10 protein-coding genes, 1 tRNA gene and 1 pseudogene are annotated in these 16,070 nt (G+C 37.9%); 3 read left to right on the top strand and 9 right to left on the bottom strand.

What is annotated here, in order from left to right; translation table 11 throughout:
- Position 1 precedes the first annotated feature (1 nt).
- The 3 genes from BUA71_RS08530 to BUA71_RS08520 all read right to left on the bottom strand — a co-directional run bounded on the left by BUA71_RS08530 (position 2) and on the right by BUA71_RS08520 (position 4,810).
- Complete coding sequence (locus BUA71_RS08530) at positions 2–1,222, bottom strand: FecR family protein (RefSeq protein WP_072878655.1); 1,221 nt, start codon at positions 1,220–1,222, stop codon at positions 2–4.
- Positions 1,223–1,326: 104 nt separating this feature from the next.
- Entirely contained in the window at positions 1,327–1,911 is a 585-nt protein-coding gene (locus BUA71_RS08525) for an RNA polymerase sigma factor (protein WP_072878653.1), read from the bottom strand.
- A 532-nt stretch (positions 1,912–2,443) separates the two neighbouring features.
- Positions 2,444–4,810 (bottom strand): glycoside hydrolase family 95 protein, encoded by a 2,367-nt coding sequence (locus tag BUA71_RS08520; protein ID WP_072878652.1) that lies wholly within the window; start codon positions 4,808–4,810, stop codon positions 2,444–2,446.
- A gap of 987 nt (positions 4,811–5,797) precedes the next feature.
- Here BUA71_RS08520 and BUA71_RS17995 point away from each other — a divergent pair.
- Positions 5,798–6,843: pseudogene (locus tag BUA71_RS17995) on the top strand (alpha-L-fucosidase); the annotation flags it as partial.
- A 9-nt stretch (positions 6,844–6,852) separates the two neighbouring features.
- Positions 6,853–7,287 carry an alpha-L-fucosidase C-terminal domain-containing protein gene (locus BUA71_RS17990; protein ID WP_394333530.1) on the top strand — a complete coding sequence of 145 codons (435 nt, stop codon included), beginning with the start codon at positions 6,853–6,855 and terminating at the stop codon, positions 7,285–7,287.
- Between the two features lie 349 nt (positions 7,288–7,636).
- On the opposite strand, the gene BUA71_RS08505 is transcribed toward BUA71_RS17990, so the two are convergent.
- Together BUA71_RS08505 and BUA71_RS08500 are read right to left on the bottom strand one after the other, a co-directional pair.
- Positions 7,637–7,710, bottom strand: a tRNA-Arg gene (locus BUA71_RS08505).
- Positions 7,711–7,772: 62 nt separating this feature from the next.
- Positions 7,773–8,222 (bottom strand): GatB/YqeY domain-containing protein, encoded by a 450-nt coding sequence (locus BUA71_RS08500; RefSeq protein WP_072878648.1) that lies wholly within the window; start codon positions 8,220–8,222, stop codon positions 7,773–7,775.
- A 131-nt stretch (positions 8,223–8,353) separates the two neighbouring features.
- Between BUA71_RS08500 and BUA71_RS08495 the strand changes: the two genes are divergently transcribed.
- Positions 8,354–9,253 carry an alpha/beta hydrolase gene (locus BUA71_RS08495; RefSeq protein WP_072878646.1) on the top strand — a complete coding sequence of 300 codons (900 nt, stop codon included), beginning with the start codon at positions 8,354–8,356 and terminating at the stop codon, positions 9,251–9,253.
- A gap of 387 nt (positions 9,254–9,640) precedes the next feature.
- Here the strand turns inward: BUA71_RS08495 and bglX are convergent, their stop codons facing one another.
- The 4 genes from bglX to BUA71_RS08475 form a co-directional block, all read right to left on the bottom strand.
- Complete coding sequence (bglX, locus tag BUA71_RS08490; protein ID WP_072878644.1) at positions 9,641–11,914, bottom strand: beta-glucosidase BglX; 2,274 nt, start codon at positions 11,912–11,914, stop codon at positions 9,641–9,643.
- 30 nt (positions 11,915–11,944) lie between these two features.
- On the bottom strand, positions 11,945–13,759 hold the full coding sequence (locus BUA71_RS08485) for a family 43 glycosylhydrolase (protein ID WP_072878642.1): 1,815 nt from the start codon (positions 13,757–13,759) through the stop codon (positions 11,945–11,947).
- Positions 13,760–13,800: 41 nt separating this feature from the next.
- On the bottom strand, positions 13,801–14,577 hold the full coding sequence (locus tag BUA71_RS08480; protein WP_083572069.1) for a carboxylesterase family protein: 777 nt from the start codon (positions 14,575–14,577) through the stop codon (positions 13,801–13,803).
- 80 nt (positions 14,578–14,657) lie between these two features.
- Positions 14,658–16,031 (bottom strand): glucoamylase family protein, encoded by a 1,374-nt coding sequence (locus tag BUA71_RS08475; RefSeq protein ID WP_072878640.1) that lies wholly within the window; start codon positions 16,029–16,031, stop codon positions 14,658–14,660.
- Between the last annotated feature and the right edge of the window lie 39 nt (positions 16,032–16,070).

Below are 16,070 nucleotides of genomic sequence, written 5' to 3'. Positions count from 1 at the left end.
ATTAATTACTTGTGATGACTATCTTATTTTTACTTACTTCATATTTAAAGGGCGTATCTTCCCTAAAAGCATTTAGTATTTCTTCGAGGCTTTCTTCTTTAAAAGTAGCTGTGTAAACCTGGTTCTCTAAAAATTGGTTCTTATTCTCTATTTCTACATTGAAATGACGCTCCAGCTTTTTTCTTATTTCATGAAAAGATATATTGTTGAATTCCATGACTCCCTGCTTCCAAGCGATATATGCCGAAACATCTACTTTTTCTACGGTCATTTTCTTCTTCTCATTGTCCCATGCAGCCATATGCCCAGGAGTAAGCAGCCTTGAAGAAGTTTCATCTTCCTTATTGTTTTCTTCATATATTTTCACAGAACCTTCTACCAGAACGGTATTGATATGTGTGTCTTCAGGATAGTGGGACACATTAAATTGAGTACCCAGTACCTCAACATCAATCACGCCGGTGTTTACTATAAATGGTCGAACTTTGTCTTCTACCACATCAAAATATGCCTCTCCTTTTAAATACACTTTTCTATTTCCAGCTTTAGCAAACCGAGTAGGATATTTAATAGAACTTCCAGCATTCAGTGTTACTTGAGTTCCATCTGCCAAAACCAAATCAAATCGTTTTCCATAAGGAACCGACAACTCATTGTAAACAAGATCTTTAGAATCATTCTTATTAGCATAATTTAACTGTCTTCCATTTTGAGAAGCTACCAGACTACCTTTTTCACCTATAATGTCTTTTTTTCCACTTTGAGAAATAACTCTCACCTCTCCATTTGCTAATTTAAGCGTGATGTTTTCTACATCATTAGTAGTGTTTACTACGGCTGGCTTTTGAGATGGAATAAAGTCATTTTTAAAAAAATAAAACACTCCTACCAATAAGATTAAAACCGCAGCTACTCTATAATATTTGTGTGTAGTGTTTTTTTCTAACCCTAAATTCCACTTTTTAGATTGTAAAACATTCTTTTCATCCTCTATGCCATCTATAACCCTACTGAATAGTTTCTCTACATCATCATCATTTCTTTCTGAAGTAATATTTTTAAGAACCTGTTCACTTTTAAGATACTTCTCTAGGAACTGCTTTATTTCTTCTTCGTGATCAGCTCTTTCTATAATATTGATGAGTTTATTGTACTCTTCTTCCGTAAGCTGATTATTAACCAGCTTATTGAAAAGATTATCGATATATTTTTTATCAGTCATTTGGCGGTTTTACTCTCCCCTTTATTAATAGTACACTTGGAAAAGTAAAAAGTCCCAACCAAAATCGATTTATTTTTAAATATTTGATTTTGTGGTTCTGGAATTCAAATAAAAAAGTAGAAAAAAGCAGGAAAAAGAAGTCCGAGATGTGGTTGTAGTTGCGTTTTAATAAGCTTTAGCGTTTGCCAAAGGTGATTTTTTACAGTTTTTTGTGATATCCCAAGCAAATCTGCAATTTCCTGATTACTTTTTCCCTCCTGTCTGGATAATATGAATACACTACGTTTTTTTTGGGGAAGATTCGCTAAGATATCTTCAAGGATATCTTCATACTCAGAAAATATTAATTGATCTTCAACATCATTAATACAGGAAATATTCTTCCACAATTCTTGTTTTAAGTTCTCCTGATTAGCTATTTTCCTTAAATGATTATAGGTAAGATTTCGTGCTATAGTATAAATAAAAGCGTTAAACGATTTAGATGTGTCTATTTTTTTTCTCTGCCGCCATAGTTTTATGAATATTTCTTGCAAAAGCTCTTCCGTGGAATAATGTGATTTAGTAATGGAAAAAACAAAAGCATAAAGTCTTTTTTCGTAAAGATTAAAAATAGCTCTAAAGGCATAACGATCGCCTCCTTTTAATAAACCAGCCAGTTCCTTATCCGCTAAATTTGAATTATCCATAAAATTCCGGTAGAATTATCTTTATAACTTAAAATTTATTTTTTCCAAAGAATACATTCCAGTTTACTTATCCAATATGATACTTTAGGGGGCTATGTAAATAAAATTTCCGTTGCGATTTAAAAAACTACTGATTTCTCATACTGTTAATTTATTTTATTCAAAAGTGGTAGCGAAGTAGCAACCTTTTAACAATTATTTATTTTAATAATTTTATAACTACTAACTTATGTTTATTTTTTGCTAAAAACAAACCTAACTTTAATAAAATATTAAGGTTTACTGAACTTGTAAGATTTTTTTTATTATTGAACTAAAGTTATAACGCTGTAACCTCAAGTCGGTCTAGACTTTAAAGATTAAATTTTTCAATAGCATAAAAGTTTTCGTTGCTTAATAAGTAGTTCAGTATCTCTTTAAAGATTATTCAAAACAATTACCAAAATACTGAAGTCATCTTAAACATTTGAAGCTAATAGATTCATTTTCAATATATAACACCCCATTTAACAACCGGAAACCCGGTAAAGGTTTATTTAACTTCTTTTAAACCGCCATCAAACCAAACTTTTTTGCCAGCGGGTAGTTCAACTTCTATTTTCTTATTTTGATATTTTAGTTTAATAGATTTCGTTTCTGGTGATTGCAGACCTAATTTCACTAATTCTCCATCTTTCCATTCCATAGCTACTTCCACATTTCCTCGCGCCTTCAATCCGGTGATTTTTCCATCTTTCCAGGTACTCGGCAAAGCCGGAAGCAATCGCAAAAAAGCTTCATGAGACTGTAGTAATAATTCTGCAACTCCAGCTGTAAAACCGAAATTACCATCAATTTGAAAGGGTGGATGCTCATCGAAAAGATTATCTGCTATTGAGATTTCCAGAAATTTCCTAATATTTTTAGTAGCAGCAACCGAATCTAACAATCGCGCATTGAAATTGATCATCCAGGCACGACTCCATCCTGTTCCTGCTCCACCGTGTTCAAGTCGAAAATCGATGGTCTTTTGTGCCGCCTCAAAAACCTCGGGGTCGGCTGCCGTAATCGCGTCTCCGGGATGCAGTGCATATAAATGTGACATATGCCGATGACCTTTCTCTGGCTCCTCATATGGTTCGTTCCATTCCAGGATACGCCCATCGTCTCCTACAGCAACCCCAGGATGCAAATCTTTACGCTTCTTCAAAACTTCCTGGGTAAAGTTGTCCTTAATATTCAAAATTCTAGCTGCTTCCAGGGTATTGTCAAAGACCTCGGCAATAATTTGATGCCCCATTGCGCTGCCAAAAGAAACTGCGGCCGGTTTTCCATCTTCTGCGAAATAAGAATTTTCCGGAGAGGTTTCCGGAGTAGAAACCCAGGATTTACTTTTTTCGTCCCATACCAACCAGTCCAGATAAAATTGAGATAGGGCTTTTAAGGTTGGGTATGCCCTGTTTTTCAGAAATTCCTCATCCTTTGTAAACCGGTAATGCTCCCAATAATGTTGGCCCGCCCAGCCACCCCCGTGTATCCAGGAACCCCAATAGGCCTGTTCGGCCCTCATAAAAGCTGTTGCCCATAAATCTGTGGTCTGGTGCGCCATGGTTCCTCTATCTATACCATATTGTTTCTTTGCAGTTATTCTTCCACGTTCAAAAACCCTGTCCATCAAACCGAAAAAAGGCTGGTTCAATTCACTTAAGTTGGTAACATCTGCAGGCCAATAATTCATTTGCAGGTTGATATTCAAGTGATAGTCGGCGTTCCAGGGGGCTTCTATATGTTCATTCCAAATTCCCTGTAGGTTCGCGGGATTGGTTCCAGGCCTGGAGGAGGAAATCAATAAGTATCTTCCGTATTGAAATAATTTGGCGGCAAGATCAGGATCCTCTTTACCGCTCCGAAACCTTTCCAACCTGGCATCTATTGGAAGACTATCCATTGCTTTTCCGCCTAAACTGAAATCTACCCGTTTATATAATTTCTGATAATCTTTTTTATGCCTTTCCAATAGTTCTTGAAAAGAGGTATTAACTATTTTAGAAAGTGTTTTGTTATTCTCTGTTACATAATTCTTATCGTGATAAAACGAGGTGCTTCCCACAAGATATATAGTAGCCTTCTTTACGTCGTTTAGGATTAGTTTGCCATCTTTGGCCGTCATTGTTCCCGCTTCGTGTTTAACCTTAATCCGGGTCTCGAACTTTACACCATGATCTATTGGAAAAGGTTTTGAAAACTTCTTCCCGCCGAATTGGGTGACTGTGCCCTGCATACTTATTTCGGTATTGGAAGGATTGGAAAGCTTCACCGTCTTTCGCCCGGTATCGTCGGGCCGATCTAACCGCAGTGTAAAATCCATTCCTTTGGGCGACTCGGTATTCAGCTCAATAACCAAAACATCATCGGGTTTGGACGCAAATACTTTTTGAGAATAAGCATAACCATTAGACGTATAATTCACGCTCGCCAGGGCATCATCCAGACTTAAAGACCGCGTATAGTTTTCCACCTGTTTTTCCCTATCGAAATCTATATAAAGGTCTCCCAAGGTCTGGTGCGAACGTACAGTACCTTTATAGGAGAATTGCTCGACGATTAGGCTATCTACTAAATGGTTTTTACCTTGCTTCAATAGTTTTCTTATTTGCGCAAGGTCTTCGGGACTACCTTTGGCATCGTCCCAATGCGGTGCTCCAGCCCACATGGAATCCTCGTTAAGCTGAATACGCTCATGGTTTGGATCGCCAAATACCATAGCTCCCAGGCGACCGTTTCCAACGGGTAAAGCCTGCATCCATTCTGTTGCCGGTTGTGCATACCAAAGTTCATTGTCGGTTTTCTTCTTTTCCTGGGAAAAAGTAATTAACGGTAAGAAAATTAACAGTAGAAGTGCTTTGTAATTCAATTTCATTTTAATGTTTTATTTTTTCTTAAATATTTCAACCATAACTTATAGTTTTTTGGTTTTAGATACCTCCATCACGAATATAGATTAAAACTGTTCACTCAACCCTTTATCGGAAAAGCATAAGCTTGTTGAGCTCTAGCAGTATTAAGTACCTGGACAAACACTATGATTCTTTTCATATCTAAGATTTAATTTAACGCTCTACTCTAAATTACATTGAGCGAACCCCATTCCTCTAGTTGGTTTTATAGCTATTAGAAATAACTTTGTCAAAATAACAAAGTTAATCTCCCAATAATATTGTTGATTTTAAACTTTGTATCTTTCTCAGCTCTACAAGACTTACTATTACAATTTCATTTATTATTACGCCACTCGCCTACCTAATAGCAAACCACTCCTCTTTTAACGAATTAATCCTTAAAATTTAGACTACGACTATTTCCTGATGAATACGAGATAACAGGAAAATAGATTAATGGTTTATCTTTCTAAATCCTGTAAAGAATTCTTACTGAAATGAAAGCGTTCTTTCTATTTTTTAGAATCGACCTGCCAAATTATGTTAATATTTAGATAATATATACCTTAATATTAACTAACAATGATACTTTTTTTGCTATGCTTTTTGTTTTGTTCAAGTATTCTTCTCCTGCTTTATAGGTTACGGTACAGTATGCTTTTTTCATTAAACCTTTTGGGTTGTAAGGAAATAGATGACTAATAACACATACCGCAAACCGTATATAAGTTAAAAAAGTATTAGTCTTTGCAAAATATAAACTGGAATCCCACCTGTTTTTCAACTAATTTTAAGCTGTTTTCCGATCCTTTTAATTTCTAATTGCAAGTACTGAGACACAAAAGGTCGGCCGATATGCCAACTATAAATTAAAAGGGTTTAGCATCGGTGTTTTAATAAATTCTACATAAACCAGTTTAATTCAGATTACCTCACTCTCTAAAATGTAGGTCGTAAAAAAGTTAAGGATGATAGAAATTAAGAAAAGAAAGGTATTAGTATATTTATTAGCCTGTTTGAGCGTCTGTATGATTTCTGTACAGGCGCAAGAGCATTATAAACCAACCTGGAAATCCTTAGATTCCAGACCAGTTGCCGACTGGTTTCAAGATGCGAAATTCGGTATTTTTATTCACTGGGGACCATACTCAGTACCGGCCTGGTCACCTAAGGGCACCTATTCGGAATGGTACCAATACTGGCTGCAAGAAAAAACACTTTTTGGTAACGGAAGTTTCACAGGGAAAGAAGTGTACAATTATCATAATAAAACATATGGGGAAGATTTTAGCTATTATGATTTTGGAAAAAAGTTTAAAGCCGATCTATTTGATGCTGATGAGTGGACCTCCTTATTCAAAAAAGCTGGAGCCCGGTATGTCGTTCTAACTTCCAAACATCACGACGGCTTTACCTTATGGCCTAGCAAAGAGGCCAACGATAGAGGGTTTCCCTGGAATAGTATGGAAGTAGGTGCAAAAAAAGACTTGGTGGGAGAATTATCACAATCCGAAAATCGGCTGGTTTAAAAATGGGGGTTTATTATTCTTTATATGAGTGGTATCATCCCTGGTGGCAAAACGATAAAGAACGTTTTGTTGAGGAACATTTCTTGCCTCAGGTTAAAGATTTAGTGCAAACCTATGAGCCGGACTTGCTATGGGGCGATGGAGAGTGGGATCTAACTGCAGCGCAATGGAAGTCGAAAAAACTTCTGGCCTGGCTTTTCAATGAATCTAAGGTAAAAGAATCGATCGTAGTTAACGATAGGTGGGGCAAAAACGTTAGGAAAAATCACGGTGGTTACTTTACTACCGAATATGAAGCTGAAGCTCCAGAATTTGACCGACCCTGGGAAGAAACTCGTGGCATGGGTTTTTCCTTTGGATATAACCAAAATGAAGATAGTCAGGATTATAACTCGCCACAGGCTTTAGTACTTATGCTGGTTAACATTGTATCTACTGGCGGGAACCTATTACTTAATATTGGTCCCGATGCCCGGGGAAAAATACCTCCTATTATGCAGGAAAGATTGTTGCAAATGGGTAAATGGTTAGACGTAAACGGAGAAGCTATTTTCAAAACGAGGCCCTGGAAAGGATCTTTCCAATGGTCTAATGGCAGCAAAGAGTTTAAATCTAACGAACACTACCTTGGAGGAGATTATATTATTCGACAAACTCTAAAACCAAAAAAAGGTCAGGCAGTAAAAGAAATATTCTTTACTCAAAATAAGGAAGCATATTTCGCTATAACCCCTAAATGGCCGGGAAAGAAACTTCGTATTAAAAGTTTTAAACCCAAACCAAATGCTAAAGTAAACTTTCTGCATACTGGAGAAAGTTTAAAATGGTCTCAAGATGGCGAGGATATAGTTATTGAATTACCAGAATTCCCCAGTGATGGATTAAAACCAGAAGCTACCTATGGCTATGCATTTAAGATTTCTAAATAAATTCTATAATTCTATTATAGAATTTAAAAAGTTTTAATCTTTCCAGAATGTTCATAAAATAGTAGAGAAGTAGTTATGAAATCTAGCTGGCGATTATTTAAAACCCATCAATTCAATTGATTTTTCAAAAGAAGATTCAAACTAGTATTACATTCAATTTTGCTTACATATAATTCCTTTTACGAGTAAAAACAGCTATCACTTTGAACCTCAGAAAACAAGACATTTATTTTATAGATCTATACAAAAAACTGGTATTAAGTATAAAAATGTGGACTACACAAGAACTAACCTCTTAAAACACAAAAACGCAACCCACTATTTTAAAGCAAATTGCGTTTTTTTTAAGTGACCCCGGCAGGATTCAAACCTGCAACCCTCAGAGCCGAAATCTGATGCGCTATTCAGTTGCGCCACGGGGCCGGTATTCAGTTGTCAAAAATTACGAATAATTCGTGACCGCGATGACTTTTTATAATTCACTGCTAACTTAACTTCTTTTTAACTATTGCCGAAATTGTTTTTCCGTCAGCTTTGCCGGTTAGTTCAGAGGAAGCGATTCCCATCACTTTTCCCATATCTTTCATTCCGCTAGCACCGGTTTTAGCAATTATCTCATCAACTTTTGCTTCAATCTCAGCTTCACTTAATTGTTCGGGGAGAAAAGTTTCAATTACCTTAGCTTGTTTTTCTTCGGGTTCTGCCAGGTCTTCCCTGCCCTGTTCCCTATAGATAACCGCGCTTTCTTTACGCTGTTTTACAAGTTTTTGTAAAAGCTTTAATTCCTCTTCTTCGGTAAGCCCGTCTTTTGCAGAACTCTCGGTATTTGCCAACAAAATAGCACTTTTTACAGATCTTAAAGCTTCCAGCTTTTCGCGATCTTTAGCTTTCATCGCCACCTTCATCTCTGTCATTACCTTATCTTGTAGACTCATACTCTTTTCCTATTTATTTCTGATTGTACAGAAAATCAATTTCAGCAGCGAAGATAAAATTTTAAAATTAATTTTAGCACTAATTCCTGCTTCAAAATTAAGTAACTTGAAAATTATTAAAACCATTATTTATGAAAAAGCTTCTCTTTATCCTATTGTTATTTATAAGTGTTTCAGGGTCAGCACAGAGTCGATTTACGCAAGATATTTTTCAGCTACAAAACATCGAAACCCAAACCTATGCAACAAAAGATGGCGTAGATTTAAAACTCGATATCTATCAACCGGCAAAAGACACCATGCAAAACCGTCCGATAATCATTTTTATGCACGGCGGGGGCTTTGCAGGTGGTACGCGCACCAATCCCAACGAAGTTAATTTTGCCAAAGCAGCAGCCAGAAAAGGCTATGTTGCCGTGCAAATTTCCTATCGTCTTACCCGAAAAGGCAAATCTTTTGGTTGCGATTATAAAGCTGAAGGAAAAATGGAAACTTTTCAACTGGCTGCAGAAGATTTTATGGATGCTGTAAATTATATGGTTCAGCAAAAAGACACGTATCGTATAGACCCATCTAAAGTTATCGTTGGCGGAAGTAGTGCTGGTGCAGAAGCTGTGCTAAATGCAGTTTACAACGAACGTTTAATGTTTAGCGATGTCTCACGATACCAAAATTTTGATTTCGCTGGGGTTTTCTCCCTGGCCGGCGCATTGGTGGATGCAAGGTATATTAACGAAGAAAATGCCATTCCAGGGGTCTTTTTCCACGGAACCGAAGATAATCTGGTACCTTATGGAACCGCTCCTCATCACTGGTGCAACCGCAAACAACCAGGCTATATTATGTTGGATGGTGCCAAAACAATTACTGAAAAATTAAAAGAATTGAATACCTCTTATATGCTTTATAGTTTTGAAGGCGGAAAACACGAACATTCCGGGATGCCTTTTGACTATTTATCTGAAGTATTCGATTTCTTTAATTCGGTTTTTCTTAATGAAGAAAAATTACAGGTAGAAGTTTGGAAATAATTTCTAGACATTAATTTTATTTGCATATACCAAAGTTTAAAAATAGGGCGTATGTTCAATTTAGCGCAGGTCGAAACTTAATATTGACTCAAAAAGTTTTCGATTTCAAGGATGGGAGCAGCGCTTAGTGTTGTAAAGAAAAACAGATAAATTTAATCGGCGTGGATCATTTTTTTAAAGCTAAAAGCCTTTAAAACACTAAATATTTGTGTATTCGTGGCAACTTTTCTTACTCTTTAAACTTCAATGCATTAATTCAATATCGCCCATTTTTGTAGCTGTCTAAAAGAAACAAAGACATTTCACAAAAAAAACCGCTGAGCTAATAAATAACTCAACGGTTTTAAAAAATCAATAAAAGAAATTTCTATACTCTATTATGCGGTTTTATTCGGTTACCGAAAACGTATTGGTAAACTCGTGATCTGAACTTCCGGCTACAAATACTTCAAATTCCCCGGGTTCTAATACATATTCCAAATCTGCGTTATAAAATTTAAGTTCTTCGGCCGTTAGCTGGAAAGTCACTTCTTTAGACTCGCCTTTTTTCAGCATTATTTTCTTAAACGCTTTCAATTCCTTCATGGGCGGAGTGATACTTCGCACTTTGTCGTGAATGTACAATTGTACCACTTCTTCTCCATCATAATCGCCGGTATTGCTAATAGTAGTAGTCACGGTTATACTTCCGTTTTCATTCATACTATCGGCGCTTAGCGTGGTTTCTCCATATTCAAATTCGGTGTAGCTCAAACCATATCCAAATGGCAACAAAGGGCTATTTCCCACATCTAAATAATTCGATTTAAATTTCTGAAATTCATCTGGAGAAGCAGACGGTCTTCCGGTTGTCTTCATCCTGTAATAAATAGGAATTTGTCCTACATTGCGAGGCCAGGTAGCGGTGAGTTTTCCGCTGGGATTGTAGTCTCCAAAAAGTACATCGGCCACAGCATTACCGGCTTCAATACCGGGATGCCAAACCTGAAGAATACTTACCGGCAAATCCATTTCTTCAGAAATAACTAAAGGTCTTCCGCTCATTAACACTAACACCACAGGTTTTCCTGTTTTTACCAATTCACGGATCATCTTCTTCTGACTGTCTGGAATACTAAGATTGGTACGGTTGGCAGACTCTCCACTCATTTCAGAAGCTTCTCCAACCACTGCTACAATCACATCGGCATCTCTTGTAGTCTCCATGGCTTCTTTTAGTAATTCTTCGGGAGATTCATCTGAAATTTCAATACGAGGGCCAAACACATTAATTTTTTTAGCGAATGCCGTATCGTTGCTAATGTTAGCCCCTTTTGCATACGTAATTTTAGCATTTGGCGCCACATTTTTCATTCCTTCTAAAATAGGCGTGGAAAGTTGTGGATTTCCGGTTGGCGCCCAGGTTCCCAGCATATTATTCTTATTGTTGCCTAAAGCTCCCACTAAAGCAATTTTAGCATCTTTGGCCAGGGGTAGGGTGTTCTCATGTTTTTTAAGTAAAACAAAAGAACGTCTTGCCGCTTTTCTGGCTACTGCTTTATTTTCTTCGGAAAGAATATCTTTCTGGGGCCTGCTGTCGTCTGAATATAAATAAGGATCGTCTAAAAGCCCCAATTTATGTTTTGCTTCAAGGATTCTTCGCGCTGCTCTGGTAATCTGTTCTTCAGAAACCTTTCCTTCATCTACAGATTTTTTCAATGTAGTTAGAAAACCTTCCCCAACCATATCCATATCCAGCCCCGCATTAATCGCTAAAGCTGAAACATCCTGTAAATCTCCCAGGCCGTGGGCAATCATTTCATTTACCGAAGTATAATCTGAAACTACAAAACCTTCAAACCCCCAACGCTCACGCAATAGATCGGTTAATAACCATTTATTACCGGAGGCGGGCACGCCGTGAATATCGTTAAAAGAGGTCATCGCACTGGCAACACCGGCATCTACCGCGGCTTTATAAGGTGGCAAATATTCGTTAAACATTTTTAGCTTACTCATATCTACCGAGTTGTAATCACGCCCAGACTCCGATGCTCCATAGAGAGCCAGGTGTTTCACAGTAGCCAGCATAGTTGCGGGTTTTGTAAAATCGTTGCCCTGGTAACCTTCTACCATGGCCCTGGCTACTTGCGAACCAAGATATGGATCTTCTCCTGCTCCTTCCGCTATTCTACCCCAACGAGGATCCCGTGCTATATCAACCATTGGTGAAAAGTTCCAGTTAATCCCATCGGCAGTTGCTTCTTTTGCGGCAATTTGTGCCGTTTCTTTAATGAGGTCCATATCCCAGCTGGACGAAAGTCCCAGGGGAATAGGAAAGGTAGTTTTGTACCCGTGAATCACATCAGATCCAATTAATAAAGGAATTCCCAAACGGGATTCTTTTACGGCCAATTCCTGCGCCTGGCGCACTTTTTCAGGGCTGGAAACGCCAAAAACACCGCCAACATTACCTTCTTTAATTTTGGTTTCCACACCTTCACTCACTACCGAGCCGGTAGCCACACCGCCCCCGGGAGTAACCAGGTTTAACTGACCTATCTTTTCCTCTAAGGTCATTTTTTTGAGTATTTCTTCTACTTCCGGAATTTTTGTTTGTGCCTGTAGCACGAATGTTCCTGCCAGAAGAAATAGGCTAATTGACATTACAATATTTCTCATATTTATAGGTTTAATTAATCAACAAAATTTTTATTCTACGTGTATTATTTTAGAGCGTTCTGAAATTCCATTTTCATTAAAAGCTTCAATACTGAAGTAATATTCGGTATCCCGATCCAGGTTGCGCATGAAGTGTTCGTTTTCATCATAAATTAACCACGACTGGTATAATTTATCTGGCGCAATACCCCAGCGAATATTATAGCCCTGGGCTCCCTTTACCGCATTCCAGGAAAAAGAAGCATCTCTACGGTCTTCTTGCCGGGAGATTTTAAAGCCTCTAACCTTTCCTGGCTTCCTGCCCAGACCTTTTCCAAAAACCCTAATTTCTGATAATGCAAAGTTATTTCCCGGCACCTCAATATTATTATAGCGCACATATTTTGCTTCTACAGGCTGGTTTAAGGTGATGTAAGCATTTGGCGTATCTTTAAAACTATTACTTCTATCTACAACAGTTTCCCAGTCATTACCGTTTTTTGAAACTTCTATGGTAAACCGGTGGCGCAGACCTTCAGTACGGGTATAAATACCCGACTCCTGATCGTGAAAATTCAACTGAAAAGCATAAATATTACCGGGGGAAAGCATTTCAATCTCAACCCATTGTTTATCGTCATTGGCTTCAGCTACCCAAAAAGATTTCGGACTTTCATCGGTTAATACTTTCGAAATAATTTCACCTTTACCGTTTTTTTCCAGTGGCATTTCAGTAATATCATAATCACCGTCGGTGGCGGTACTCTTTCTCACCTGCATTTGTGAAGAGGAAACCGTGGCTTTCCCTTTATAAGAAAGCAACATCCAACCATTGTGTAGCCCCGCTTTCGTGGGATGATTTGGACCGTACAAAGGATAATCCCCATAAGCGGTAATCGTGTACATTAAACCTTCTTCATCAAAATAGGTAGGAAACATAGCTAACCTACGCTCCCAATGGGAATTGGAGGCCAGGGCCATGGTGGCAAAATGCCAATACTGCCCATTAGTTTGCTGCATAGTGATCCCGTGTCCGGCACCATTGGTAAAGCCGCCGGGCTTAAAACTCATAGGATTGTTTTTCATATATTTAAATGGTCCTAACGGCGATTCTCCTACATAAGCGGCATCGGCATACACATTAAATTGCGTCCCGGGGGCTGCGTATTGCAAATAATATTTACCATCGTGTTTTGTCATGGAAGCACCTTCCATATAACCTTCTTTTAAAGTGGGATGGTAATTATTCTGTCCAAAACGCTCCCAGCCGTGTTCTTCTTCTACCAGATTAATAAGCTCTTTTTCCACGCCGGTTTCAATAAAACGATCGTCTTTATTCAGCATTTTTACCTTTATGGGATGAACATTAGACGAGCCCCAATACAAATAGGTCTTCCCATCATCATCTATAAATAATTCTGAATCCTGGATATTGTTTGATATAGATGCAGTTGGTGTCCATTCTCCTTTTTTAGGATCATCGGTATAGAGAATACTTCCATAACCTGCAGGATCACCGGCAAAATAAACCAGGGAATCTTTATAATTGAAAGCGGTTGGGGCATTGGAGCCCTCAAAAAACCATTGTTTTGGTTTTATAAATTCCCAATTTATTAAATCGGTAGAATGCCAATAACCAAAAGACCGGGTAACGAACATATAGTATTCTCCACGAAATTCTATTACCGCAGGATCGGCACCCGAACGATAGGAAAGGTTACGGTGGGAGTTATAAACCATATAAGTATAGTCCAGGTCTAAAGGGTTGATATAAGTTTCTGGCACTATTTCCTCTGATTCCTGCGCTTGAACAAGGAAACTAAATAATAAAGCCGCCGTAATAAATATGTAATTGAAACTTTTCATTTTTTATATCTTAAGCAGATTAATAATTGCTAACTGTTTTTCTATGGCGTGCGCTTTTGTGAAAACAGCCACGGTAACAAATTAGGCTCGGCAAAAGCTGAATCCCAGCTGTTATGATTATCGTTTGGATAAAGCGATAATTTCGCATTCCCGCCATGGTGATTAATAGCCCTGGCCATAGCTTCAGAATACTTTGGCTGTACTACATCGTCTTTCTTTCCATGGAAAATCCAAATATTGAAATCTTTTGGATAAGCTTTGGCTATTTCGGGATTTGCGCCGCCACAAATGGCAAATGCCGCAGCAAACATATTAAGTCTTTTATACAAAATCTCATAAGTCCCCATACCTCCCATAGATAGACCGCCAACATAAATCCTGTTAGTATCTACAAAGTCCTTGCTACTCATAGTATCCATTAAACCCATTACCAATTGCAGGGATTTTGTCGCTGTTTTTTTATTCTGAAAATCGAATTGCAGCGGCATGGTTTCTCTATTTACATCTACTCTCGCCCAGTAATCCTCTTTTGGAGCCTGCGGAAATATTACAATAGCTTCAAACTTATTTCGATTTTTCAGAAACATTTCACTACCGTGGGTTAATTGTGATTCATTATCATTTCCTCGCTCTCCCGCTCCATGAAGAAACAAGATTAATGGATATTCTTTTTCTTCAGAAAAACCTTCTGGAAACATCACCCGATAATTCAGGGTGTCGCCGTTTTTGGTAAATTGTTCTTTCTTAAATTGTTCATGGTTCTGAGAAAAAACCAGTACCGGAAAACATAAAAACAATAAAATTAATTTTCTTTTCATCTTCATCAGTTTTAGTATGCTAATTAAGCTAAAAACCTCACTGGTTTCAAAAACCTGTGAGGTTTCTGTTAAAATCAATTTTAATATTTAAATCCTAATTTATCCAGTCCCTCTTTTACTTCAGGTGCTCCCATAAACAGGTCCCAAATAAGCCCTGAACGGTAATTTTCTATCATCACTACTTGTGGCCCCTGGTCTATTGCCAGATATTTTTGCGCCACCCAGTCTTCATCTTCTAAGCTATAGGCATCATAAAAACCTGCAGGACCCCATAAAAGATCGTGCTTATCTTCATAAAAATAGCGCATAGCCCGCAGGGATAATTCTGGCGTATAAGGAATAGAACTAATTGCTGCGGTAGGCGCTACTACTCCTCTATCATTATCTGGCGCGTGGGCCGTGTAGCCAATACTATTATCTTCTCTCCTGGTGTAACTAGCCGTTATGCCCCAGGAATTTTCATTGTAGGTTTCAAAGTTTTTAGGGTTCTCCTGGGCATATTCATAATTAATCTTGGTATTATTTACATTCAAATCCCAGTAATTGGCATATTTATCTGAAAGACCGGTGGGATTAAGCCCCGTATAAGAATAATGTGCCCAAAACAAAGGCCCTGTTTTATCCCCAACAACATTGTATTTTAGAATTAACGGAATACCATAGGCTTCTTTATTGGAAACAATATTTCCGCTTCGCGCCCAGCCATTGTGATATACCTCTGGATTTGTTGCGTGCGTTGGCGAAGCTGCTGCCAATACATAAGTTACCAGGCATTCATTATAGCCTTCAATAAAGAAATCCTTTTCAAAATCATACTCTTTAGACCAGTGCCAAATTAGACCCTCCCGGTTATTAGTGTACCAATTCCAGTCTATTCCTTTCCAGAGTTGATCATATTTCTTAGCAACGCTCTTTTCTTCTTCATTACCGTCTTTTAAGTATTCTCTAACCACTATAAAACCCTGGGCTAAAAAAGAGGTTTCTACAATATCCCCTCCATTATCTTTATTTCCAAAAGTTTCAGTCTCACCGGTTTCACCATTTATCCAATGCGGAAATGCCCCATGGTATTTTTCTGTTTTTTCAAGAAAATCGGCAATTTTATTTAATCTTTTCACGGCTTCGTCCCTGGGAATAAAACCCCGTTCAATCCCGGCAACGATCGCCATTAACCCAAACCCAGAACCTCCGGTAGTGACAACGTGGGCGTCATCTTTTGGGTAAACTCCATCTGGATGATAGCGTTCCCGTGCCATTCCGGAATTTGGCTCGGCATAGTCCCAAAAATATTTTAAGGTTTGTCTTTGTACAATATCCAACAACTCTTCATCACTTAATGTTGTAGTTTCTTCTTCAGTATTATTTGAAGAATCGGTGTTTTTTGTCTTCTTATTATTACAGGCTACCAGAAGTAAGCCTAAGAGAATGATATTAAAAAGCCTGGATATTTTCATTGTTCTGTGTTTATAAAGGAAAAAATATGCTGCACTGTA

The organism is Salegentibacter echinorum (assembly GCF_900129445.1).
In the GTDB taxonomy this organism is placed as follows: domain Bacteria; phylum Bacteroidota; class Bacteroidia; order Flavobacteriales; family Flavobacteriaceae; genus Salegentibacter; species Salegentibacter echinorum.
The sequence above is the reverse complement of the archived record's forward strand: the minus strand, read 5'-3'. Positions and strand labels throughout refer to the sequence as shown.

Bases quoted from the DNA above. Each gene is read 5' to 3' on its own strand.
- BUA71_RS08485 (WP_072878642.1), bottom strand. From the start codon at position 13,759: ATGAAAAGTTTCAATTACATATTTATTACGGCGGCTTTATTATTTAGT.
- bglX (WP_072878644.1), bottom strand. From the start codon at position 11,914: ATGAGAAATATTGTAATGTCAATTAGCCTATTTCTTCTGGCAGGAACA.
- BUA71_RS08525 (WP_072878653.1), bottom strand. From the start codon at position 1,911: ATGGATAATTCAAATTTAGCGGATAAGGAACTGGCTGGTTTATTAAAA.
- BUA71_RS08495 (WP_072878646.1), top strand. From the start codon at position 8,354: ATGAAAAAGCTTCTCTTTATCCTATTGTTATTTATAAGTGTTTCAGGG.
- BUA71_RS08480 (WP_083572069.1), bottom strand. From the start codon at position 14,577: ATGAAAAGAAAATTAATTTTATTGTTTTTATGTTTTCCGGTACTGGTT.
- BUA71_RS08520 (WP_072878652.1), bottom strand. From the start codon at position 4,810: ATGAAATTGAATTACAAAGCACTTCTACTGTTAATTTTCTTACCGTTA.
- BUA71_RS08475 (WP_072878640.1), bottom strand. From the start codon at position 16,031: ATGAAAATATCCAGGCTTTTTAATATCATTCTCTTAGGCTTACTTCTG.
- BUA71_RS17990 (WP_394333530.1), top strand. From the start codon at position 6,853: ATGCAGGAAAGATTGTTGCAAATGGGTAAATGGTTAGACGTAAACGGA.
- BUA71_RS08500 (WP_072878648.1), bottom strand. From the start codon at position 8,222: ATGAGTCTACAAGATAAGGTAATGACAGAGATGAAGGTGGCGATGAAA.
- BUA71_RS08530 (WP_072878655.1), bottom strand. From the start codon at position 1,222: ATGACTGATAAAAAATATATCGATAATCTTTTCAATAAGCTGGTTAAT.